Genomic DNA, 23,090 nt, shown 5'->3' on the forward strand with positions numbered 1-23,090 from the left:
GTGCCAGGTGTCAAGAGAAACCTCTTCCTGAAACCTGAACGCTATTTTTCTTTACCCCAAACCTTTTGTTTCACTTCGCACCAAGCATCGATTGTTTATTAACTCAGTCGAAAGAATTATGACTGAATCAACTAAAACCCTCTGTCCTTATTGTGGTGTTGGCTGTGGCTTAGAAGTTTCGCCACCAGCAGTGGCCGGTAAGCCGACGCATCGAGACAGTAAAGGCAATCCCACATGGAAAGTCCAGGGGGATCGATCTCACCCCTCCAGTCAGGGAATGGTCTGTGTTAAGGGTGCGACAATTGCCGAATCTTTAGGAAAAGACCGGCTGAAGTATCCCATGATGCGCGACTCCCTTGATAAACCCTTTGAGCGCGTCAGTTGGGATGAAGCCCTCAACGCTATCGTCAACCGCATCGAAACCGTTCGCCTCAATCAAGGTTCAGATGCCATCTGTATGTACGGTTCCGGCCAGTTTCAAACCGAGGACTACTACATTGCCCAAAAACTGATGAAAGGGTGTTTGGGCACGAATAATTTTGATGCCAACTCCCGCCTGTGTATGTCCAGTGCGGTTTCAGGCTATATCCAAAGCTTTGGCTCCGATGGCCCACCCTGCTGCTACGAAGATTTGGAACTGACAGACTGCGCCTTTCTAATTGGCACCAACACCGCAGAGTGCCACCCCATTCTCTTCAACCGGCTGCGGAAACACCACAAAAAGAACCCCAACGTCAAACTGATTGTGGTTGATCCCCGCCGCACCACCACCGCAGAAGCCGCAGATTTACACCTCGCTATTCAACCGGGAACGGATATCGATTTAATGAATGGCATGGCCCATTTATTAATGCGCTGGGGTTATCTCGATAGCGCCTTTATTGACGAATGCACGGCAAACTTCCCCGACTATGCAGAGGTGATCGCCCAATATTCCCCGGAATTGGTCGCCAGACGCTGTGGCATCCGCATTGATGAGCTGGAAACCGCAGCAAAATACTGGGGCGAATCCCAGCGCGTTTTGTCTTTATGGTCGATGGGGATAAACCAGTCCTCGGAAGGAACCGCTAAGGTGCGAACCATCATCAATTTGCACCTGATGACCGCTCAAATTGGCAAACCGGGAGCTGGGCCATTTTCCCTCACCGGCCAGCCAAATGCAATGGGCGGACGGGAAGCCGGCGGACTTTGCCACATCTTACCGGGTTATCGTTTAGTAAAAAATCCCCAGCATCGAGCTGAGCTTGAACAATTGTGGGGATTGCCTGCCGGCCAAATTGCGTCGGAACGAGGTCTGACTGCTTGGGAAATGATCACCGGCTTGGAAACGGGTGAGGTCGGCTTCTTGTGGGTTGCCGCGACTAACCCAGCCGTGAGTATGCCCGATTTGGATCGTACCAAGGCGGCGCTGCTTCGCTCTCCCTTCACGGTTTATCAGGATGCTTACTATCCCACGGAAACAGCAGAATATGCTCACGTCTTGCTGCCGGCAGCCCAGTGGAGCGAGAAAACCGGCACCATGACCAACTCTGAGCGAGTTGTCACCCTGTGTCCCGCATTTCGTGAACCGCCCGGTTCGGCTCGACCTGACTGGGAAATTTTTGCAGAAGTCGGTCGCCGGTTGGGCTTCACGGAACACTTTAGTTTTGCAAATTCCGCTGAAGTTCATGCTGAGTTCGTTAAGGTAACAAAAAGCCGCCCTTGCGATATGTCAGGACTGAATTACAGCCGGCTACAGGCAGAAGGCCCAATTCAGTGGCCATGCCCGGAAGCAGAGGGGCAGAATCATGGTTTACCCGCTTTGCACCGTTCCCAGAAAACTTCAGCGAAACGTCTTTATACGGATTGCCGGTTTAATACGCCTGATGGACGGGCGCGATTTGGGGCTTTTCATTCTAAAGGACTGGCTGAACCCCCCGATCCCGACTATCCATTTGTGCTGACAACAGGCCGGCTTTATGGGCACTGGCACACCCTGACGCGTACCGGGCGGATTGAAAAGACGGCAGGAATGCACCCCAACCCGTTTATCGAAATTCATCCGCGTGATGCCCAAAAACTCGGCATTCAAGAGAACGTTTGTGTGGAAGTGCGATCCCGCCGTGGCTTTGCTCGCTTCCCGGCAAAAATTACCAAAGCCATTGCCCCTGGCACCCTATTTGTGCCGATGCACTGGGGTTTTTTATGGGCAGATAATGCAGAGGCAAACGTCCTGACTCATCCCGAATCTTGTCCCGACTCTCTGCAACCGGAATTAAAAGCCTGTGCGGTGCGAGTGGTGCCGGTTTCTGCTGAGCCTGTTTACTCTGAGCCGGCACACCAATCTGTTTTACCCAGTCGCTCTGCATCTCTTTCTGTGTGAAAGTAGGTTGGGTAGAGCGATAGGGAATTCTCTGTTCCACTTCGCCCAATATAAACAAAAATTCCAGACGTTGGGCGAAGTAATCGGTTGGGTAGAGTGATAGGGGCACCCAACATTTACAAGTATTATTTTTTTATATAAAAAATCAACTGAATACTTCTTCAGATAGATTTGCCGGTTTAAACACCTCGTTTGTAACAGACAATACGAAGTTCATTTATCTACCTGAGTAATCTAACAAAAAAGCATAGGCGTAGGTTGGGTAGAGCGATAGCAACACCCAACACCTACACGCATTTAAGATGTTGGGTTAAAAACTCAAGCTCCAAGCCAGTTCAGTTGGGTAGAGCAATAGCAACATCCAACATTTACAAGAATTTAAGACGTTGGGTTGATGAACCCAACCGACATCATGTAGCAATCATTTTTCCAATTGGTATCAGGCACAGTCAATACCAAGGTGATTGCCCATGCAACTAAGCAAGGAGGGTAAATCCATGCCAGAAGTCGAGAATTCTCCAGCAGTTATCAATAAATTTGAAAACATGACCAGCGCCACCGCGCCGGCTAAAAACGTTAACAAATTTGAAAGGTTTAAAGCTGAAAAAGATGGTTTAGCACTCAAAGATGAGCTAGATTACTTTGCAAAAATTGGCTGGGAAGCCATCGATGAAATTGACCGGGACGCCCGATTAAAATGGTTAGGTTTGTTTTATCGCACCGTCACTCCCGGCAAATTCATGATGCGGATGCGAACCGCCAATGGCATATTACCCAGCAGTCACATGAGAGTCTACGCTGAGGTGGTGCAACGCTATGGCGATGAAGGCAACGCGGACATCACCACGCGACAAAATATGCAACTTCGGGGAATTCGGATTGAAGATGTACCCGATATTTTTCGCCGGTTTCACCAGTACGGAATGACAAGTGTTCAAACCGGCATGGATAATGTACGGAATGTAACAGGTTCCCCTCTTGCTGGACTTGAAGCCGATGAATTAATTGATACACGAGGCTTGTGCCGTGCGGTTCAAGATATGATCACCGGCATGGGAAAAGGCAATCCGCAATTTACAAATTTACCTCGGAAATTTAACATTGCAATTGCCGGCTGTCGGGACAATTCTGTTCATGCGGAAACCAATGATCTTGCCTTTATTCCAGCTTATAAAAATGAGCAAATCGGCTTTAATATTATCGTGGGTGGAATGTTTTCTCCGAAGCGATATATTGAAGCAATTCCCCTCAATGCTTGGGTGACTCCTGAAGAGGTTGTCGCCGTCTGTGAAGCCGTTTTGCTTGTATTTCGTAATCACGGATTAAGGGCAAATCGGCAAAAAGCGCGGGTGATGTATCTTATTGATGAATGGGGAGTTGAGAAGTTTCGCGATGAAGTCGAAAAACAACTCGGTCATTCCCTAGAACCGGCAGCCGAAAAAGATGAAGTAAATTGGGATAAGCGCGATCATATCGGCGTTTTCAAACAGAAACAACCCGGACTAAATTATGTAGGGTTGCACGTTCCCATCGGGCGCTTATATGCCGGCGAAATGTTTGAAATTGCCCGAATTGCTGATGTTTATGGCAGCGGAGAAATTCGCCTGACGGTTGAGCAAAATTTACTGATTCCCAATATTCCAGATTCACGCATGGAAGCGTTCTTAAAAGAACCTATCCTGCAAGAGCGTTTTACCATTAATCCGGATAACGTTTCGCGCTGGTTAGTGTCTTGCACCGGCAGTCAATTTTGCGGGTTTGCCCTAATAGAAACGAAAAACCGCGCCTTAGCCATGATCAAAGCATTAGAAGCAGAATTAACCCTGCCCGAACCCGTGCGAATTCATTGGACAGGTTGCCCAAATTCTTGTGGACAACCGCAAGTTGCTGACATTGGTTTGATGGGGACAAAAGGACGCAAAAACGGTAAAGTTGTGGAAGCGGCAGACATTTGGATGGGTGGAAAAGTTGGGAAAGACGCCCGTTTAGGTGAACGAATCATGCAAGGAATTCCTTGCGAAGATTTGATGCCGGTGTTGCGAAATTTGCTCGTAGAAAACTTTGGCGCACAACCCAGGCAATCAGAATATTACAAACCGCCGATTGCAATGGCAGAAATAGAAGGGGAAAACAGTGATGAGTGAATCAATTAAAACCCTCTGCCCCTACTGCGGTGTTGGTTGCGGTTTAGAAGTTACGCCGCCGGCACAAGCGAACAAACCCACAAATCGGGATGCTCAAGGTAATCCGCTTTGGAAAGTACAGGGAGATCGCAGCCATCCTTCCAGTCAAGGCATGGTTTGCGTTAAAGGTGCCACCATTGCCGAGTCTTTAGGAAAAGACCGGCTGCTTCACCCAATGGTGCGAGACTCCCTTGATCAGCCTTTCCAACGTGTAAGTTGGGATGAAGCTTTTGATCGGATTGTCAATCGCATCCAAAAGATTCGCAGCAAGCGAGGCGCAGATGCCATCTGTTTTTATGGTTCTGGGCAACTGCAAACGGAGGATTATTACACCGCGCAAAAACTTTTAAAAGGCTGTTTGGGCACCAATAACTTTGATGCCAACTCCCGCCTGTGTATGTCGAGTGCGGTAGCGGCTTACATCCAAAGTTTTGGCTACGATGGCCCTCCCTGCTGCTACGACGATTTAGAACTGACAGACTGCGCTTTTTTAATCGGCACCAATACCGCCGAGTGTCATCCCATTATCTTCAACCGGCTACGAAAACATCACAAAAAAAATAAGAATGTCAAATTAATTGTCGTCGATCCTCGCCGCACTACGACAGCAGAAGCCGCAGATTTACATTTAGCCATTCACCCAGGTACTGATATCGATTTAATGAATGGCATCGCCCATTTATTAATGCGTTGGGGTTACATCGACACCGCATTTATTGACGAATGCACCAGCGGTTTTCCCGACTATGCAGAAGTCATTCGCCACTATCCCCCGGAACTGGTTGCCAGAAAATGCGGCATCCGCATGGATGATCTAGAAACCGCAGCCCGTTACTGGGGCGAATCTGGGCGCGTTTTGTCTTTATGGTCGATGGGGGTAAATCAATCGAGTGAGGGAACGGCTAAAGCCCGCACGATTATTAATTTGCACCTAATGACGGCTCAAATTGGCAAGCCTGGGGCTGGGCCATTTTCCCTCACCGGCCAGCCAAATGCAATGGGCGGACGGGAAGCCGGCGGGCTTTCTCTCCTGCTTCCGGGCTACCGTTTTGTCACCAATCCCCAACACCGGCAGGAAGTTGAGCAGTTTTGGAATTTACCACCGGGGCAAATTGCGCCCAAACCGGGCCGTTCTGCGTGGGATATCATCACCGGCTTAGAAGATAGGGAAGTGGAATTTCTCTGGGTTGTCGCCACCAATCCGCTTGTCAGTATGCCCGATTTAGAGCGCACGAAAGCAGCGATGAGCCGGTCACCGTTCACCGTCTATTCTGAGGCTTACTACCCCACGGAAACCGCTGCTTATGCCCACGTTTTGCTGCCGGCAGCCCAGTGGAGCGAAAAAAGCGGCACCATGACCAATTCTGAACGCGTAGTAACGCTGTGTCCAGCATTTCGCACGCCGCCAGGAGAAGCAAAGGCAGACTGGGAAGTGTTTGCAGAAGTGGGCCGCCGGTTGGGCTTTCCTCAGCAGTTTGCCTTCAAAAATGCCGCAGAAGTTTATGCAGAATACGCGCAGTTAACCCGCAATCGCCCTTGTGATCAAACCGGCATCAGTCATGAACGACTAAAAACAGAAGGCCCAATGCAATGGCCATGTCGGGAAGCAGGAGGGATGGGGTTGCCGGCTTTGCATCGTTCCCCTGTGGCTTCATCGAAAAGGCTTTACACCGATTTACGCTTTCACACCCCTGATGGACGGGCACGATTTGGGGCTTATCATTCTAAAGGACTCGCTGAACCGCCCGATCCCGACTACCCGTTTGTCTTGACAAATGGCCGGCTTTACGGACACTGGCACACCCTGACGCGCACAGGGCGAATTGAAAAGACGGCAGCAATGCACCCCAACCCGTTTATCGAAATTCATCCCCGTGATGCTCAAAAACTTGGCATTCAAGAGAATGATTGGGTTGAGGTGCAATCCCGCCGCGGAAAAGCTCGTTTCCCAGCAAAAATCACAAAAGCAATTACCGCCGGCACTTTATTTGTACCGATGCACTGGGGTTTTTTATGGGCAGACGATGCTGAAGCAAACGCCCTCACCCATCCCGCCTTATGCCCAGAGTCGAAACAACCGGAACTAAAAGCGTGTGCCGTGCAGTTAGTGCCGGTTGGCACACAGGTGAAGGCTGCCGGTGTTGGGGTTGAAGTGCAACCGGGTGTACTTTCTCCAGTTGCCTCTTTATGAAATGAATCGTAAAAAGGCGAATCGAATCTTGCTTTAATATCATATCCGTGACCTAATCCTGAATAAAACCCGACTGCTTCCTAGGGTGTGTGACTGACACACCCGAATCCTGCTTATTTGTGTTTCTATCGGTCAAAAAAAAGAAAGAATGAAGGATAATAAATAATGAAAATCGGGAATTAGTTATTCGCAATTCAATGACTGAGTTTTTTCAATTTGAAGAAGATTTTGTTGAGTCCCTGCGCTGCATTCCCATGCAGGTACGTCTTAAGTTAGATACCTGTGGAGTCAAGCTAAAACTTCCCCACTGGCACAAGTTTAACCAGGAAGAACGTCAAGCGTTGGTAGATCGTCCTTGCACAACACCGGCAGACATTCAAACTTACCGAGATTGGCTGCACGATTTGGTTGTGCAAAGCACCGGCACACCAGCATCTGATTTGCCGGTTGAGGAAAATCCGGCTTGGATGGATGAAAAAACAGTGCCGGCAAGTGTGCAGGAAAAGGCAGAAGAATGTGGCGTGAATTTACTGCCGGCGCAATGGGCGTCCCTGACTCCGTTGCGGCGATTTGCTTTAATCAAACTCAGCCGTTCAGGACATGAAAATAATAACTTCTTGCCGGCACTTAAGGAATTCAACCTAGTCTAAAATACTCCCGCAAAAAGGTAATTTTCTGATCCGTGAGGGGTTTGAGTTTTAAAACAGGAACTGAGGATTTTCTAATTCGTCCTGAAGCTGTGTATGCCGGCACTGTAAGGTAACGCATTCCTCTGCCGGTGTTCTCACTACACCGCCATCAAAACCCCCATCCGATTTAAGGTTTGGTGGTTTTCTACTGTAGCCGAATTTTCCTCTAGCTGGACTCAACTATGACTCTAAAGATGAAATTCAAGCTTCTGCTGGCAATTGCCGTCACAAATTTAGTTGTTTTAAACGCTTTTCCCGTGCCGGCTCAACTGGGAATCAGGACAAGTTTGGCTCAGAATAGTGCTGAGGTAAAAAACTGGCAACCTTATCAAATTCCCAATGAATTTTCAATTCGCTACCCATCAAACTGGTTTTTAGAAAGAAGTCCCCAACCTGCCGGCGCGACGCCTAGAGAATTGATCATTATCACCAACCTAAAACCAACCCTTGGCGGTGGCAGGGTTTCGCCCAATTTAATTAAGACGGATATCGCCATTGAACCTGATAATTTAGAAACAGTTGTCAATCAAATGCTCGAATCTGTTGAACCTGGAACTCGGTTAACTCGCAGAGGAAAAACGAAAGTGGGTGGGCGAGAAGCCTTAAGACTTTGGTTTGCCGGCGCAAACACCAACACAATTATTACTTTAATTCGTTACAACACGAATGAAACACTTTCTATGAAAAGTTATTATCAAAAAAATCACTCAGCCCTTCCAATCATTCAAACAATTCATGGTTCTGTTCGAGCGATAGAGTGAACCAAACTTTGTACAAACTGATATTGCTGCCCTATTCTCAACAAGTCCAAAATTTTGTAGGTTGGATAGAATAATCATCAGATCATTAGGGGAAAGACCAGAAAACCTGATCTTTCTCCTGGTCTATACGCGTTGATTCTCATTCTCATAGAGATTGTTCATTCCTCAATTTTTGTTCACAAGGCTTTCCTTAGTGCCAATAATTATAATAACATCGAGAACGATATTATCACTCTTCCTGAACTCATCAAGTTTTAGACCTGGCCGGCTGTATTGTCACGAGCAATGCTATGGGCTACTAAAAAGATATTGTCAAGTTAATTAAGAAACAAGAAGCTGACTATATTATTACTTTAAAAGGCAGCCAAAAATCGAGGAATCAGGGAGTATTGGATTCTAAATATCAATGCCCCTCAATTGTATGTGGTTCAGGAGCTAGGGGCAGAGGGTTATGCTAGCCAGGTTGTATTGGCAGAGTCCGATTTAATCGCACCTTTGGCATTTCCAAATTGTCAGGTGTCTATGGAGGATTTGCTCAGGAGGAGTGCAGATCCGAGTTTTGAGTTAGGAAACTTTAAAAATTTCTGGACAGACTGAAACGGACTAGCAGTGCTGTATCAGCCATGACCTACAGACAGGACTTTTCAACGCAAGCGTTGTTTTTTGGAGGCTTGCTACACAAACGCCAAACTCTAACTTAACTACTTGTAGTGAAGTATACCTTGATTATTATTATAAGTCCCTCTAAAGAATTCTTTGTAGATTCTCCGGAAGACAGAGCCTAGCAGCAACCAAGGAAAATAACATGAACGTGTAAAGAGTTATAGGGAAATCTCAAAGCAAAATTTAAAAGCAGTCTATTTGCGGCTTATACGGCAGACATTCGACTTACGCACTTGCCAAAGCTGAACAAAGCGGCAGGATGCGGCATACTCTTGTGCCTTACTTCAAGTTAATGACCAATAGCTCTTTGATTCTAATTAGGTTTACCTGATTTTTTCTTTCTCTAATTTACCTGTCAGGCCCCAATTACTTTGTGGTAATACGCTTCTTTGTAGATGCTACAGAAGAGGCTCGAAATTTTCGCACTTTCAGAGATTTGTGCTGCTTTTAGGTCATTGGCTGTATCCACAATGACCTAGTTTGATTTTACCTTATTATCCACTTATCTAAGAAATCTAATGGTTAACTTACTCAGACCGGCCAGTGTTTCAAGTTCTCGCCTCGGTACTGTAACGGGTTTGTGGAAGGAACAGTCTCCTTACGACAGGACGGCGCTTAATACTGGTATCGTCCATTTCGGGCCAGGTCGTTTTTTTAGGGGTCACCTCGCCTACATAATACATAACTATCTTGTACAGAAGGGTTCTCAAGAGCAGAAATGGGGGATTTGTGGGGTTAGCCTTAAGAGCCAACGCACCCTTAAGAGGTTGAAACCGCAGACATTCCTTTACACTTTGACCAAACACTCTAGTTCCGCTAAAAAGCGTGAGGAAGCAGAAGTTATCGGTTCTATCAAAGAAATCGTTAATGGTAGAGAGAAGTGCGACTATGTGCTTGAAAAGATGACATCTTCCTCTGTGCACCTTGTAACTCTGACAATTACTCAAGGAGGCTACCATCTAGACAAGAGTTTTAATCTCGACACAGCGAATGAAGACATCGCGCACGATCTGCAAAATCCTTCCACTCCTATCACTGCAATTGGCTTTATCGTAGAGGCGCTACGCCGACGACGCGACCGCTCAATGAACCCTTTCACCACCCTTTCTTGCGACAACCTCCCAAGAAACGGCGAGATCCTGCGAAAAGCAGTGCTAGCTTACGCTGAGGTGATCGATCCTCAGCTTACAGAATACATCAGGGATAATGCGACCTTCCCTAATACGGTTGTAGACAGGATTGTGCCTCAAGAGCAAGAATCCGACTATAACTACCCTAGGCGACTTTTGCAAGTTCGCGCTCGCGCACCTATTGTGACGGAGCCATTTTGGCAGTTTGTCGTGGAAGACAATTTCACAGGTGAGCGACCCAAGTGGGAAGATGTGGGAGTCATTATGACGAAAGACATCACTCCCTTTCTGTATATGAAGTCGAGATTCTTGAATGCGGTACACTCCTTCATAGCCTGTTTAGCGGTAAGAGCAGGTATAGAGTATATGCATGAGGCGATCAGGCAACCGGAAATCCACTTGTTTACTCGGCTTCTCATGGACGATATCGCAGCAGCAACACCCGTGCCTCGCGAGATGTGTGAACAATATATGGAGCAGGTGTTACTAAGGCTGAGTAACGAGGATCTTCCCGATCCTACTGAGAGAATCGCTTCAGAAACAGCAAGGAAAGTAGGCAAGTATATATTTCCGATACTTGAGGATGCTTATAGCCGAAAGGTAAACATGAAGCGGATTATACTTCCCGTTGCGGCGTGGCTTCTTGCAGTCAGAGAGGGGGCAAGCGAGTCTGGTCAGTCCTATCATGCCAAGGATACCGAAAGCGCAATTACAGCGATTCAAGAAGGCGCGGTGATTAGCGGGATTCTGGGATTGGAGAATTGCGAACAGACAGAGGTCGTTGATAATGAATGCCACCAAGCTTTGCAAGATCTTCAGACCCACGGACTATTGACTACGCTTAAGAATTACAGTGACGGAGGCTTTTTAAATGAAACTGCTTCAGCCTGATAAGGTGGTACTTTTCGATCATGATGGAACTGTCGTTGATAGTGAAACCATAGCCCTTAAGAGCGCGTGGAAGCTGACAAATGAAGTGGCTCGTGAGTTCCCTGGCGCTCAACACTATGAGCTTGAGGAGTTTGTTAAAAGCTTCGCCGGCAAACCTTACAGGGAAATACTCAAGAAGATCTACCCAGACTCATCGACCACTCTTAATGAGCGCGATATTGACAGGCTAGTAGCTCAAGAAGAAAAGAGAGCGATTGAACGGCTTAGTGTAGAGGCAAAAGCGACTGAAGGAACGCCTGAAGTGCTCTCTTCCCTGCGCGACGACGGATTTGAATATGCGCTAGTCAGTAACAGCAGCTTACAGCGACTGAGTGCTTGCCTTGGTGCAGCTGCCTTGACCGACTATTTCCCTAGTGATCGGATATTTAGCGCTCACGACTCTCTCCCCGTTCCGTGTCCCAAGCCGCTTCCTGACATCTACCTATATGCCGTGAAGTGCCTGGACGCTGAAGTTTCGGATTGCGTGGCAATTGAAGATTCTATCAGTGGGGTAGGGTCTGCCGTTGCCGCTGGAATTGGGCAGATTATCGGTTATGTAGGGGGAACTCATATCAGCGAGGAAGAACGAAGCAGCCGTGCCGATGCTCTTCAGTCGGCTGGTGCCCACCAAGTTATCGAGCGGATGCACGACCTTATCGGCTTATTATCAGCAACGCTAGTGTAAGGACATGGGGCATCAAGTGATCACTTGATGCCCTTAGCAGGATGTGTGAAAAGTCAGATTTTGTTAACAATAGCCTGGGGGACAACTTCATCGGAGATCAGTCTTGCGCTCAACCTGCCATGCAGAGCCGGCAAAATTGACTCCACCTTTTTCACACTTCCTGCAATACCGATAATAAGGCGTCATCACAAGGTCATAAATTAAGATGAACAGCAATACCAGCACAGGCTCAACAATCAAGCTGAATCAAGCATCCCTGTCTCGTTTACCTGGAAACGCTCGCGTACCCCAGTACGATCGCCGGCAAATTACTAATGGAATTGTGCATATTGGGGTTGGTGGATTTCATAAATCGCATCAAGCGCTCTATCTGGATGATTATTTCCATCAGAATCCGGGTAGTGATTGGGGAATCTGTGGTGTTGGATTGCTGGACTATGACTATGACAGGCGTATGCGGGATGCGCTGCTGTCCCAAGATTGTTTGTATACCTTAGTTGAGCGCTCGCACTCAGGAGATCGCGCTCGAATCATCGGCTCAATCACTCGCTACCTGTTTGCACCAAACGATCGTCAAGCAGTTATTGAAGCATTAGCAGATCCCAAATGCCGAATTGTGACTCTAACGATCACTGAAAGCGGCTACTACTACATTGAAGGAAGTGGCGAATTTGATGTGAACCACCCAACGATTCAGCACGATTTGCAACATCCTGACCAACCCATCGGGACATACGGTTTTTTAACAGCCGCACTCGAAAAGCGACGTAAACAGGGGTTAGCACCCTTTACCGTACTGTCCTGCGACAATATCCAGGGCAATGGCAACACGGTGCGGAAAATGCTAACGACATTTGCCGAAATGCGCGATCCAGAGTTAGGACGTTGGATTGCTGAACACGTTGCGTTTCCCAACTGCATGGTTGATCGCATTACTCCGATGACAACCCCAGCAGATATCAAAATGGTAGCGGAACAGTTTGGTATTGATGATGCATTTCCAGGCGTCGCAGAGCCTTTCATTCAGTGGGTAATCGAAGATACTTTTTGCGCCGGCAGACCCGATTGGGAATCCGTTGGCGTACAGATGACTAGCGATGTTCATCCCTACGAGATGATGAAAATTCGGCTGCTCAACGCCAGCCATATGTTGATTGGCTATCTCGGCTCTCTGGCCGGTTATACCTACGTTTATGAAGTCATGGCAGACCCGTTATTCCGGCAAGCAGTCGCTAGCCTGATGGACGAGGTGACACCAACGCTCCAAGCTGTTCCTGGGATTGATTTAGACGAGTATAAAAAGACTCTTATTGAACGGTTTTCCAATCCTAAAATTCGCGATCAGCTGCCGCGCCTGTGCCTGAATGGATCAGCCAAAATTCCTAAGTTTGTTTTAGGGTCGCTCCGCGATAAATTACAACTTGGAGGTGCGATTGATTACCTAAGTTTGACAATTGCTGCTTGGTGTCACTATCTCAATGGTTATGACGACCAGAACCGTCCTATCCCCATTGATGACCCCTTAGCTGATATCCTCACTCAACAAGCCGGCTCAGGTAAAACAGATCCCAAACCCTTGCTCAGCATCTTTGAGATTTTTGGAGATTTAGTACAGTCGCCACGTTTTGTCGAGACTGTTGCAGACAAGTTGCGTAGTTTACAGGAGTTTGGTGCTAAAAGAACGCTAGTCTCACATCTTGCACCAATACATAAAGACTAGTACCACTTGTTACTAAAGATGGAAGAATGTTCACCAGATTTAAGCTACAATCTAAAAGTTAATCTTTATCTGATGTTCGATAAAAAACTTATCAAAAGCTAATTCGACTTGGCGTAAACTTAGTTCAACAAGAGGGAATCGATCGATATGGATGCTATTGAATTATTGGAAAAAGACCATGCTACAATTCGCACTCTCTTCTCAGGCATTGAGAAGACTCAAGACTCTCAAGAATTAGAAGAGAATTTTACAAAGCTTGCCAAACTGCTAACACTTCATGCTCGGTCTGAAGAGTTAGTCCTCTACCCACAAGCAAGTACTTGTACGGGGACTGAAGACCTAATCGAGCATGGATGGAAAGATCACCATAAAGGAGATGAAATGATTTTAGAAATCAAGTCTCTCGCTGCGGATCAATCGGAATTCAAGCAGAAAATTGGTGAGTTGCAAAAGTTTATGGAAAATCATCTGATCGAAGAAGAAAACGAACTTTTCCCAAAAGTCCGGGAGTGTCTAAGTCCCGAACAAAGGCAGGAGTTAGCTTCTGAGTTAACTGAGACTAAAAGCGAACTTGTCGATAAAGTTGTGGATGAGCTGGAACATAGTTAGCCAAACAGCTTTGGAAATCAGCAAGTTAGAGCTCTGTACCCTTCAGAGCTAGAGAGCTTTTTGCGAAACTTATCACCTTCACTAACTAGGTTCAAAGTTGTCTTCTGTGACTCCGCACTGCGGACAGATCCAGTCATCAGGTAGATCTTCAAATGCAGTACCAGGTTCTAGTCCAGCATCTGGATCGCCTTTGGCTGGATCGTAGATATATCCGCAAACCTTACATGTATACTGCTGCATAATTCTCGCTGCTCCTAATTAAAACTTCAACTTTTAGCACTTCTAATATCATCCGGCTCACCCAAGCGACTTAGATCCGCATATTCGATTGTTGATCGCAATTTAGCGGTGTGTCGTTTTATCTATTCCAAAGCTCTTGAGTTCGACCTCATTCTGCTCGGCTGCTGACGCCTTCCACTCTAGTAAGCTAACAAAATGCTAGGGCTATTCCCTCTGTCACAAGGCAGAGGTTCTACAGTAATATTCTGCCAATTGCTATGTTTTAATAAACAAGCTGTCTAAAATACGCTAGTAATATTCTGCCAATTGCTATGTTTTAATAAACAAGCTGTCTAAAATACGCTAGCTAATTTTCTCGATCGGTTATAATTAGAGTGGAGCTTTTCACGTTAATCTATCGACAACAATTAATAATCTCACATCTTGCACCAGTTTAAATATACTATCACTTAGTCTAGATCCAGGGTACCCACAAGGGGAAACCCTACACGATTAAAGTATGTGAGGACTAGCCTGATGCTGCTTGGCATTGATTTAGGAACAGGCTCTGCTAAGGCATTGCTCCTAGCGACAGAGGGAACGGCAATAGGTGAGGCGTCAAGCTCCTATCCTGTTCATGCACCTCACCCCGGATGGGCTGAGTCGGAGCCAAGGGATTGGTGGTTAGCTGTTGGCGAGGCGGTTAGGAAGGCGGTGGGAAATTACACTGATCAAGTACAGGCGATCGCACTTTCAGGGCAAATGCATGGTGTTGTCCTAGCGCTTGCTCACGGCATTGCGGAGCAAAATCAGAAGCATTCCTATACCTGTAAACCCTAACGCCAAAATGTGACTTTCCCGAGAGGCGAAAGCAACGAGAACTAGGTTGGAGATTAGCGCTAAAGCCGGAATCAGATAAGGAACCTGAAAGCCATCGGCTCGGGGTTCTCGGCGTTTAATGACTAGCAGTGAGATGTTGACCAGACAGAACATTGCAAGAATCAAGGTTGCGGTTGTTCCAGCTAGGAATTGAAGCGTACCTGAAAGCGCGAGAAAGATAGCTAGCGGCAGAATGATAAGCAGCGTTCGATAGGGAGTTGCTCGCCGTGGATGTAATTTTCCTAACCAAGCTGGAAGCAGCCCTTCTCTGGACATGCCGAAGAGCAATCGCGATGCTGTGACAAAATTCAGCAAAGCAGTATTTAGAACGGCGAACAGGGCGATGAGTGAAAAGACAACGGCTGGAAAATTTGGCTGCGATCGTCGAACCACATCGAGAAGAGGAGCGCTTGAGGCGGAAAGCTCAGCCGGACTTAGTACGTTAGTGGCAAGCCAGGAGACGAGAACATAAACGACACCCGCAATTCCAAGGGCAAACAAGATGGCTTTCGGAACGTTGCGCTCAGGATTTTTCACTTCCTCCGCAACATTCACAATATCCTCAAAGCCAATGAAGGCGTAAAAGGCGAGTGCCGCTCCCTGCATGATCGCCGTCCAACCAATGGCTGGCATGTTGGGTCCGGGACTTGCAGGAGGATTACCCGTGCCTGCTCCACCCCCGATTATAAAAAGAGTCGAGACTAGGATAACGATGACAAGACCCGAAACTTCTAGAGCCGTGCAAAAAATATTCAGGGCTGAGGACTCCTGCATTCCCCTAAAATTGACAAATGCAAGAGCTGAAAAGAGAGCGAGGATAATCAACCAAGCTGGAATGCCTGGAGCAAAAGCGTTTAGATAGCCGGCAAACGCTTTTGAAAGAGTCGCCATCGAAACAAGGCAGGTACAAAACATCAACCAGCCTACAAGAATTGAGAGCCAATCCGTGCGAAACGCTCTGTGGATGAAAGTGGCGACTCCTCCGCTTTGGGGAACTCGACTGCCGAGTTCGGCATAACTTAAAGCTGTGAGTGCCGCAACAGTCATTGCTGTCAGGAAAGAAACCCAAACCAAAGAGCCGGAAAGTCCCGCAATTTTTCCGATCACTGCATAAATTCCGGCACCGAGAATATCACCAACCCCGTAAATCACCAGGGTAGGCAATCCAAACACTCGCTTCAGTGAATCCGCTTCCGCATTCGGTTCCATAGCATTTCTCTTGTCCTTTTATTCTCCCAATCGTGTCATCTTTCTGCTCGTCAGTATAGAGGGTGGAAGCGCGATCGCACTTGCGCGGCACGAATTATGTAGAAGTCTCACGCTCTCCGCGTCCGGAGCGTCCCCGTATCAATCATCTGTAGCAAACTTAAGGAGAAAGGATAAAGTATTTGAGGAATAACCTAATGCTGCTTGGAATAGATTTAGGAACAGGCTCTGCTAAGGCATTGCTCCTAGCGACAGACGGAACCACTATAGGTGAAGCATCAAACTCCTATCCTGTTCATGCACCCCACCCTGGATGGGCTGAGTCTGAGCCAGGGGATTGGTGGTTAGCGGTTGGCGAGGCTGTGAGTAAGGCAGTGGGAAATCACGCTGACCAAGTACAGGCGATCGCACTTTCAGGACAGATGCATGGTGTTGTCCTAGCTTCGGAGTCCGGTCAGCCTCTGCGCCCTGCTATCCTCTGGGCAGATACTCGCTCTAGTGCCACGCTTCGCGCTTATCATTCGCTCGATGCAGCTATTCTAGAGCGATTGGGCAACCCGATTACGGCTGGAATGGCCGGCCCCACTTTGTTGTGGCTGCGAGAACACGAGGCTACTGTCTACACCGAAGCGCGTTGGGCACTCCAGCCAAAAGATTGGCTGCGGTTACGGATGACTGGAGAAGTTGCAACTGAACCATCTGATGCTAGTGGTACTTTGCTTTACGATGTTGTGTCGGACGACTGGGCAGGGGAAGCCATCTCAGCCCTGAATCTACGTTGTGATTGGTTACCAAAAATTATCCCCTCTAGTGCGATCGCCGGCTACCTGACGGCTGATGCTTCAGAGCATCTTGGCTTAAGAGTTGGCTTACCTGTTATCGCCGGTGCTGCGGATACGGCAGCGGCGGCACTTGGTAACGGACTACTAGAGCCTGGTTCGGTTCAACTAACCATTGGCACCGGCGCTCAAATCATTACTCCTCGATCGCAACCCATTATCGATCCTCAGGGTCGTACACATCTCTATCGAACCGCCCTACCTAACCAGTGGTACACCCTTGCAGCCATGCAAAATGCGGGGTTAGCGCTTGAGTGGGTGCGAGGTATCCTCGGCTTGAGCTGGGAGCAAGTTTATGCTAAAGCCTTTACTGTTCCCCCAGGATGTGAAGGGTTGACATTTTTGCCATACCTCACAGGTGAGCGAACTCCACACCTTGACCCATATATACGCGGGGCATGGGTAGGGCTTGGACTTCATCACACACAGGCGCACCTGATGCGGGCAGCTTTAGAGGGAGTTGCTTTTGCCTTGCGACAAGGTTTTGAGGCACTTGAGGCAACAGGTTTTAAAGCGACAGAACTGCGTTTAGCCGGCGGTGGAACGGCAGAAATGCCTTGGAAACAATTACTGACTGATGTATTGAGAATACCCCTCTATGCAACTACCGTCGCTGCTGCTTCCGCGCGGGGTGCAGCTCTCCTGGCAGGTATCGGAATTGGTGTATACGCAGATGCTAATGACACGAGCAAACTGGCAGCCACACCAACGCTTGCTGCAACTCCCCAATCAGTTGATTCAGTCTTAGAAGAGGCTTGGATGCGATATCAAGGACTTTATCCACGGCTTAAAAAAATCTGATAAAAGTTATGCCTCACGGGAGAAGAACTAGAAGGTATCTATAAATTAATTAGAGCAATTCTCGAAACTATGAGGTACATTAGCAACAATGAGCAAACCTGTTACCAATATTTTTTTGATTCACATTAAGTATTGCGTTAACGATGCCATCGATTAAATCTTTTTTCCTGGTTAAACAGCAGATTGTCCACCATCTATGACAATTTCAGATCCTGTAACAAACTTGGATTCATCTGAAGCGAGATAAAGAATTGCATAAGCAACATCATCAGGTTGACCCCAAACTTTGAGGGGAATGTCTTTTACAACCTGATTCATCCGTTCCTCCCGTTCTTCGCCACTAAGAAATGGCTCCCACAAAGGTGTTAAAATTGCTCCAGGCAGAATAGAATTGCAGCGAATTTTATAGCCTTGCTGGGCACAATACAGGGCGATAGATTTAGAGAACTGCTGAACACCGGCTTTACTCGCCCCATAAGCCGTGGCAAAGGGAGTCCCGATGATGCCGGCATAGGAGGAGACATTCACAATTGAACCGCCTCCATTTTCTTTCATCACAGGAATCGCGTATTTACATCCCAGAAACACGCCTTCCATATTCACACTCATTACCTGACGCCAAGTCTCCAAAGTTGTGGTTTCTGGATTTTGTGGAGCTGTCATGCCGGTGACTCCCGCACAATTCACCAAAATATCCAACTTTCCAAACTCAGTGATCGTTTGAGAAATCACCGATTCCCAAAGGTTTTCATCCGTTACATTATGCCAGAGAAAAATTGTGCCGGCATTTTCCTCAAGCGCTTTACCCTCGCTCTCATTCATATCTGTTATGACAACTTGAGCGCCTTCACGTACAAGCATTTGAACAGTCGCTTTACCAATTCCTGAAGCGCCTCCCGTTACGAGAGCAACTTTTCCTTTAACCCGTCCCGTCATCAATTTATCCTTCTCTACTTTCTATTTTCTTTCAAAATAGAGACGTTAGCGCAGCGTGTCCCTATAGAGAATATGTGCAAAACCGGAATATTTCCCTGAAAAATTACCAAATAGCACTAAGCAACTAACCGACTCTTCCGCGTATATCTGCTAGCTTTAAATTAATAACAGATAATCCCAAGATCAATAAAAACAGCACTAAACCAATTGTACAAGCGTAGCTCATTTCTAATTCACGAAAAGCCTTTTCATAAAGATAATAGACAATAGTTTTAGAACTGCTTCGCGGCCCTCCTTGAGTCATAATATAGACTTCTTCAAACACTTTGGTTGCAGAAATTGCTGAAATTACCGCTACCAATAATAAATAAGGTTTCATTAAAGGAACGGTGATATCCCAGTGCTTGCGAATGCCATCTGAACCATCAATCGCACCGGCTTCATACAGCTCAGCAGGAATCGCTTGCAAGCCGGCTAAATAAATGACCATGTAATATCCCAAACCCTTCCAAATCGTAACCGCCATGACGCTAAAAAGGGCGAATTTGGGGCTAGTCAGCCAGGGAATTCCCTCACCGGCACGCACCAAACCAAGTATTTGCAGCAGTTGATTCAGCAAGCCGGTTTCTGCATAAAGCCACTTCCAAGCAATGCCGGCAACCACCATTGAAATCACCACTGGCGTATAATAAGCCGCCCGAAACCAAGCGATTCCGCGCAGTTTTTGATTAACCAAAATCGCAAGCCCTAGAGGTGCCGCAACCAAAATCGGCACGACACAAATCAGATAAAGTAGAGTATTCCAAAGCGTTTGTAAAAAAATCGGATCAGTGAATAATTTCTGGAAATTAGCTAACCCCACCCACTGCGGTGCTTCAGTTAAATCATATTCAAAGCGGGTGAAACTCAAGTAAAAAGCTTGAAATGCCGGCCAAAAAACAGTCAGCCCCAGCAACAACAGGGCGGGCAGCAAAAATAGATAAGGCGTGAGGCGCTGCCAGTTAATACTAGAGTTTAAGGATTTTAGATTCATTTTTTATTGGGGGACTGGAGGCGACAGGCTAGAAACTTCCAATCCCTAATTTTACGTTGGCGGAGCATATATGGGCATTTCCTGTGATCTTAAATTATGATTTAGACTGCGATTTTACAGGAAATTAACACCCTAAAAAAAGAAAAACACAAGAAAATAAGAGAAGTTAAAATCGGCAGCCTTCAACAGGGAAGCATCACAAAAACTGTGGTTTCTTGGTTAGGGACACTCTCAATATTTAATTGACCTCCGTGTAATTCTGCTAAGCGTTTAGAGAGGCTTAGCCCTAACCCCGTGCCTTGCTGTTCATATATCTTACGCTCAAATTGCATATAAGCTCCCACCTCAGCAATTTGTTCCGCTGTCATGCCTCGTCCCTGATTCGTAACAGACAGAATAAACTGGTTATTTTCTATACGGCTAGTAAGGTTAACCGGCGTGCCACTATCAGAAAATTTAAAAGCGTTGTCCACCAGTTCTTCAACGAGCTTCATGAGCCGCTCAGATGAAATATTCGCTCTGACTTCTTGAAGCTCTAAGTGCAGATCCTCTGCGCGACAGACTTGTTTTGCGTGTGATACAGCAGCATTTTTAATGATGCTTTTGCCAAAGCTTGTCTCCTTGCTTCGCAGTTCTTTCACCCGCTCTGGATCAGTGGCCATTAGCTCTAGTTCGGCATAAAGCAAAAAATTTTGAGTGAGCCGGTATAACCGTTTTCCAGACAGATGGATATGCTCTAACATTTCCCGAACTTCTGCTGGTTCAAAAGAATTGAAATCCTCAAGAAGAAGTTCTGAAAAAGCGAGAATTCCATTGAGAGGAGTCCGCAGTTCGTGTGGCAACGACAGGATAATACTACTGCGTAATTTTTCGAGCTTTTGGGCTTGTTGGCGCTCAATCGCTGCTTGCTTTTCGAGCCGAGTGCTGATCGTTCTCAGCAGTTCTTTAATGGTACAAGGCTTGGGTATATAATCGTCTGCGCCTAGTTCCATTCCCTTTCGAGTCTGTGCTTTGTCAGCAAAAGCAGTCAGGAAAATGAAGGGAATTGTTGCTGTCAGCGGATCTTTACGCAATGCTTCTAGTACGGCATAACCATCGATTTCTGGCATCATTACGTCGCACAAAATTAAATCCGGCAAATGTTCAGCAGCCAGTTGAAGGCCAATTTTGCCGTTTTCCGCTCCGATTGCTTTGAAATTTTCCGCCTCAAGCAATTCTCTAATGTTCTCGCGGATTTCACTCTCGTCTTCTATGATTAAAATCTTAGTCATTTGTCAGCTATCATTTGTCAGTTGGCAGGGTCGTAACCAAAGGGCAATCAATCTCTGAATCTGTCTTTTAAGTTATCCTATGATCAGTTTTTCCGATATCATGAGCCGGCGCTGATTGCAAGTTGTCAGTTTGAAAAGTTTTACCATTAATCATCCCCTCATTCCTCATTACACACCATCCTTCAGATAGAATTTTGTGGAAGTTGCAATCGATTACCGCCGGCTAGTAATTTTTCAAACTCGGAACTTGGCACAGGCCGGCTAAAATAGTAACCTTGAATTTCATCACATTGATGCTGGTATAAGAAAGCCAGTTCGGCTTCCGTTTCTACCCCTTCTGCAATTACCTTTAAGTTTAGCTGATGAGCTAGTTGAATTAAAGCGGTCGTAATCGCTGTATTTTTAGCATCTTTGTGAAGATTACTGACAAAGCAACGGTCAATTTTCAAAATATCAAATGGAAATTGCCGCAAATAGCTTAATGACGAGTAACCTGTGCCAAAATCATCGATCGCTATCTGCACTCCAATCGCTTTTAAAGCATCTAGCTGCCGGATTGCTACCTCTGGATTTTGCACAAGGGTGCCTTCAGTCAGCTCTAAATCTAAATACTCAGGATTGAAATTTGTTTGAGCTAATATCTCCACAACGCGTTGGCGCAAATTGAGTTGAGTGAATTGCCGGCCAGATAAATTCACCGCCACGCGTAAAGATTCATACCCATTAGCCTGCCACGCTTGGGTTTGCCGGCAAGCGGTACTTAAAACCCATTCCCCAATCGGTTCAATCAAGCCGGTTTCTTCAGCCAGCGGAATAAATTTTGCCGGCGAAATAGAGCCGCGAACTGGATGATGCCAACGCAAAAGTGCTTCGCAACCAACAATTTTGCCGGTTTGCAGGCTCACTTGGGGCTGGTAGTGTAATGCAAGTTCTTCGCCTTCTAAGGCATAGCGTAGCTCGGTTTCTAAAGCTAGCTGATCAGAATCTCCAACAGGGAAAGCCGGCGTGTAAAATTCACAACCATTTCCCCCCTGCTGCTTCACCTGATCCATCGCCTTTTTGGCATATTGTAGTAATTTATCTAGTTCGCTGCCATGACGAGGATAAAAAGCGACACCAATGCTAGGAGTAACAAAAACTTCTCTACCGTTTATAAAAAAAGGCCGGCATAAATTGTGTTGCAGAATTTGAACGGATTCGGCAGCCGCTTTTTTGTGTTCAACAGGTGCTAGAATAATGGCAAATTGATCGGCATTTAAGCGAGCAACTATGCTGCCCTCACTAACTCGATTTGTGAGCCGATCAGCCACAGCTTTCAGTAATAAATCACCAAACTCATATCCTAGGGTCTCATTAATTCGGCTAAAGCGGTCTAACCCTACACACAAAATTGGTAGAGTTAAAGATTCCAAGTTTTTTGTTGGGGATTTATCAGGATCTTTTGCTGCAAGTGCAGCAATATTTTGATTGAATCGATCTTGTAAAGACAGCCGATTTGGTATCTTGGTTAAGCTGTCGAAATAAAGCAAATTATTCAGCCGAGTTGATGCTTGGTTTAGTTGTGTATCGTATTGCTTTTGCAAAGCAGCGGATTTTTTCAGCCGCGTTGCAATCGCCCTCAGCAGTTCATCTGGTGTACACGGCTTCGTAAGATAATCATCCGCACCTAGATCCATGCCGGCACGCACATCAAGCCGGTCGGTTCTGGCCGTCAGAAATATAAAAGGAATGGTTGCCGTACTCGGATCATTTCTTAACGCATTCAAGACGCTGTGGCCATCCATTTCCGGCATCATTACATCGCAGATAATTAAATCTGGCAATTCTTCGGTTGCCCTCTGAAAACCGATTAGCCCATTTTCCGCCCCGATGGCTTCAAACGCCTCTAACTCCAGCAGTTCTAAAATGTTTTCCCGGATTAATTCTTCATCTTCTATGACTAGAATTTTTGGCATACTTTCAGCAAGTTATGAACAGCTTTAC

At 46.6% G+C, this 23,090-nt stretch carries 18 protein-coding genes; 11 read left to right on the forward strand and 7 right to left on the reverse strand.

Annotated elements, in window-relative coordinates; genetic code table 11:
- Window positions 1–118: 118 nt before the first annotated feature.
- The 4 genes from H6F56_RS22555 to H6F56_RS22570 all read left to right on the forward strand — a co-directional run bounded on the left by H6F56_RS22555 (window position 119) and on the right by H6F56_RS22570 (window position 7,386).
- Entirely contained in the window at window positions 119–2,362 is a 2,244-nt protein-coding gene (locus H6F56_RS22555; protein WP_190673156.1) for a molybdopterin oxidoreductase family protein, read from the forward strand.
- Between the two features lie 545 nt (window positions 2,363–2,907).
- Complete coding sequence (locus H6F56_RS22560; protein WP_190673286.1) at window positions 2,908–4,506, forward strand: ferredoxin--nitrite reductase; 1,599 nt, start codon at window positions 2,908–2,910, stop codon at window positions 4,504–4,506.
- Window positions 4,499–6,736 carry a molybdopterin oxidoreductase family protein gene (locus H6F56_RS22565; RefSeq protein WP_190673159.1) on the forward strand — a complete coding sequence of 746 codons (2,238 nt, stop codon included), beginning with the start codon at window positions 4,499–4,501 and terminating at the stop codon, window positions 6,734–6,736. Before H6F56_RS22560 ends, H6F56_RS22565 begins: the two co-directional genes overlap by 8 nt.
- 197 nt (window positions 6,737–6,933) lie before the next feature.
- Window positions 6,934–7,386, forward strand: a complete 453-nt coding sequence (locus H6F56_RS22570) for a nitrate reductase associated protein (protein ID WP_190673163.1) — start codon at window positions 6,934–6,936, stop codon at window positions 7,384–7,386.
- Between the two features lie 48 nt (window positions 7,387–7,434).
- Here the strand turns inward: H6F56_RS22570 and H6F56_RS22575 are convergent, their stop codons facing one another.
- On the reverse strand, window positions 7,435–7,605 hold the full coding sequence (locus H6F56_RS22575; protein ID WP_190673166.1) for a hypothetical protein: 171 nt from the start codon (window positions 7,603–7,605) through the stop codon (window positions 7,435–7,437).
- Between the two features lie 2 nt (window positions 7,606–7,607).
- Between H6F56_RS22575 and H6F56_RS22580 the strand changes: the two genes are divergently transcribed.
- The 5 genes from H6F56_RS22580 (at window position 7,608) to H6F56_RS22605 (ending at window position 13,923) form a co-directional block, all read left to right on the forward strand.
- Window positions 7,608–8,186 carry a PsbP-related protein gene (locus tag H6F56_RS22580; protein ID WP_242032127.1) on the forward strand — a complete coding sequence of 193 codons (579 nt, stop codon included), beginning with the start codon at window positions 7,608–7,610 and terminating at the stop codon, window positions 8,184–8,186.
- A 1,181-nt stretch (window positions 8,187–9,367) separates the two neighbouring features.
- Complete coding sequence (locus H6F56_RS22590) at window positions 9,368–10,870, forward strand: mannitol dehydrogenase family protein (protein ID WP_190673169.1); 1,503 nt, start codon at window positions 9,368–9,370, stop codon at window positions 10,868–10,870.
- 4 nt (window positions 10,871–10,874) lie between these two features.
- The gene (locus H6F56_RS22595) at window positions 10,875–11,594 is read left to right on the forward strand and encodes an HAD family phosphatase (RefSeq protein ID WP_309236617.1); all 720 of its coding nucleotides are present in this window, start codon (window positions 10,875–10,877) and stop codon (window positions 11,592–11,594) included.
- A 205-nt stretch (window positions 11,595–11,799) separates the two neighbouring features.
- Window positions 11,800–13,314 carry a mannitol dehydrogenase family protein gene (locus H6F56_RS22600; protein WP_190673174.1) on the forward strand — a complete coding sequence of 505 codons (1,515 nt, stop codon included), beginning with the start codon at window positions 11,800–11,802 and terminating at the stop codon, window positions 13,312–13,314.
- Between the two features lie 147 nt (window positions 13,315–13,461).
- A complete protein-coding gene (locus H6F56_RS22605; protein WP_190673177.1) occupies window positions 13,462–13,923 on the forward strand; it encodes a hemerythrin domain-containing protein in 462 nt (153 codons plus the stop codon).
- An 81-nt stretch (window positions 13,924–14,004) separates the two neighbouring features.
- Here H6F56_RS22605 and rd read toward each other — a convergent pair whose 3' ends face one another.
- Window positions 14,005–14,163, reverse strand: a complete 159-nt coding sequence (gene rd / locus H6F56_RS22610) for a rubredoxin (protein WP_190673179.1) — start codon at window positions 14,161–14,163, stop codon at window positions 14,005–14,007.
- Between the two features lie 516 nt (window positions 14,164–14,679).
- Here rd and H6F56_RS22615 point away from each other — a divergent pair.
- Entirely contained in the window at window positions 14,680–14,982 is a 303-nt protein-coding gene (locus tag H6F56_RS22615) for an FGGY family carbohydrate kinase (protein WP_242032128.1), read from the forward strand.
- Here H6F56_RS22615 and H6F56_RS22620 read toward each other — a convergent pair.
- Complete coding sequence (locus H6F56_RS22620; RefSeq protein ID WP_190673182.1) at window positions 14,920–16,230, reverse strand: APC family permease; 1,311 nt, start codon at window positions 16,228–16,230, stop codon at window positions 14,920–14,922. The two genes, H6F56_RS22615 and H6F56_RS22620, sit on opposite strands and share 63 nt — an antisense overlap.
- A gap of 194 nt (window positions 16,231–16,424) precedes the next feature.
- Here H6F56_RS22620 and xylB point away from each other — a divergent pair, with 194 nt between their 5' ends.
- Window positions 16,425–17,867, forward strand: a complete 1,443-nt coding sequence (xylB, locus tag H6F56_RS22625) for a xylulokinase (protein ID WP_190673184.1) — start codon at window positions 16,425–16,427, stop codon at window positions 17,865–17,867.
- A gap of 171 nt (window positions 17,868–18,038) precedes the next feature.
- Here the strand turns inward: xylB and H6F56_RS22630 are convergent, their stop codons facing one another.
- The 4 genes from H6F56_RS22630 to H6F56_RS22645 all read right to left on the reverse strand — a co-directional run bounded on the left by H6F56_RS22630 (window position 18,039) and on the right by H6F56_RS22645 (window position 23,062).
- On the reverse strand, window positions 18,039–18,803 hold the full coding sequence (locus H6F56_RS22630; RefSeq protein WP_190673186.1) for a glucose 1-dehydrogenase: 765 nt from the start codon (window positions 18,801–18,803) through the stop codon (window positions 18,039–18,041).
- 124 nt (window positions 18,804–18,927) lie between these two features.
- On the reverse strand, window positions 18,928–19,836 hold the full coding sequence (locus tag H6F56_RS22635; RefSeq protein WP_190673189.1) for a carbohydrate ABC transporter permease: 909 nt from the start codon (window positions 19,834–19,836) through the stop codon (window positions 18,928–18,930).
- 182 nt (window positions 19,837–20,018) lie between these two features.
- Complete coding sequence (locus tag H6F56_RS22640; RefSeq protein ID WP_190673191.1) at window positions 20,019–21,107, reverse strand: response regulator; 1,089 nt, start codon at window positions 21,105–21,107, stop codon at window positions 20,019–20,021.
- A 182-nt stretch (window positions 21,108–21,289) separates the two neighbouring features.
- The gene (locus H6F56_RS22645) at window positions 21,290–23,062 is read right to left on the reverse strand and encodes an EAL domain-containing response regulator (protein WP_190673193.1); all 1,773 of its coding nucleotides are present in this window, start codon (window positions 23,060–23,062) and stop codon (window positions 21,290–21,292) included.
- Window positions 23,063–23,090: the final 28 nt, after the last annotated feature.

It is taken from the genome of Microcoleus sp. FACHB-672 (assembly GCF_014695725.1).
Lineage (GTDB): Bacteria > Cyanobacteriota > Cyanobacteriia > Cyanobacteriales > Oscillatoriaceae > FACHB-68.

Bases quoted from the DNA above. Each gene is read 5' to 3' on its own strand.
- H6F56_RS22555 (WP_190673156.1), top strand. From the start codon at position 119: ATGACTGAATCAACTAAAACCCTCTGTCCTTATTGTGGTGTTGGCTGT.
- H6F56_RS22560 (WP_190673286.1), top strand. From the start codon at position 2,908: ATGACCAGCGCCACCGCGCCGGCTAAAAACGTTAACAAATTTGAAAGG.
- H6F56_RS22565 (WP_190673159.1), top strand. From the start codon at position 4,499: ATGAGTGAATCAATTAAAACCCTCTGCCCCTACTGCGGTGTTGGTTGC.
- H6F56_RS22570 (WP_190673163.1), top strand. From the start codon at position 6,934: ATGACTGAGTTTTTTCAATTTGAAGAAGATTTTGTTGAGTCCCTGCGC.
- H6F56_RS22580 (WP_242032127.1), top strand. From the start codon at position 7,608: ATGACTCTAAAGATGAAATTCAAGCTTCTGCTGGCAATTGCCGTCACA.
- H6F56_RS22590 (WP_190673169.1), top strand. From the start codon at position 9,368: ATGGTTAACTTACTCAGACCGGCCAGTGTTTCAAGTTCTCGCCTCGGT.
- H6F56_RS22600 (WP_190673174.1), top strand. From the start codon at position 11,800: ATGAACAGCAATACCAGCACAGGCTCAACAATCAAGCTGAATCAAGCA.
- H6F56_RS22605 (WP_190673177.1), top strand. From the start codon at position 13,462: ATGGATGCTATTGAATTATTGGAAAAAGACCATGCTACAATTCGCACT.
- rd (WP_190673179.1), bottom strand. From the start codon at position 14,163: ATGCAGCAGTATACATGTAAGGTTTGCGGATATATCTACGATCCAGCC.
- H6F56_RS22615 (WP_242032128.1), top strand. From the start codon at position 14,680: ATGCTGCTTGGCATTGATTTAGGAACAGGCTCTGCTAAGGCATTGCTC.
- H6F56_RS22620 (WP_190673182.1), bottom strand. From the start codon at position 16,230: ATGGAACCGAATGCGGAAGCGGATTCACTGAAGCGAGTGTTTGGATTG.
- xylB (WP_190673184.1), top strand. From the start codon at position 16,425: ATGCTGCTTGGAATAGATTTAGGAACAGGCTCTGCTAAGGCATTGCTC.
- H6F56_RS22630 (WP_190673186.1), bottom strand. From the start codon at position 18,803: ATGACGGGACGGGTTAAAGGAAAAGTTGCTCTCGTAACGGGAGGCGCT.
- H6F56_RS22635 (WP_190673189.1), bottom strand. From the start codon at position 19,836: ATGAATCTAAAATCCTTAAACTCTAGTATTAACTGGCAGCGCCTCACG.
- H6F56_RS22640 (WP_190673191.1), bottom strand. From the start codon at position 21,107: ATGACTAAGATTTTAATCATAGAAGACGAGAGTGAAATCCGCGAGAAC.
- H6F56_RS22645 (WP_190673193.1), bottom strand. From the start codon at position 23,062: ATGCCAAAAATTCTAGTCATAGAAGATGAAGAATTAATCCGGGAAAAC.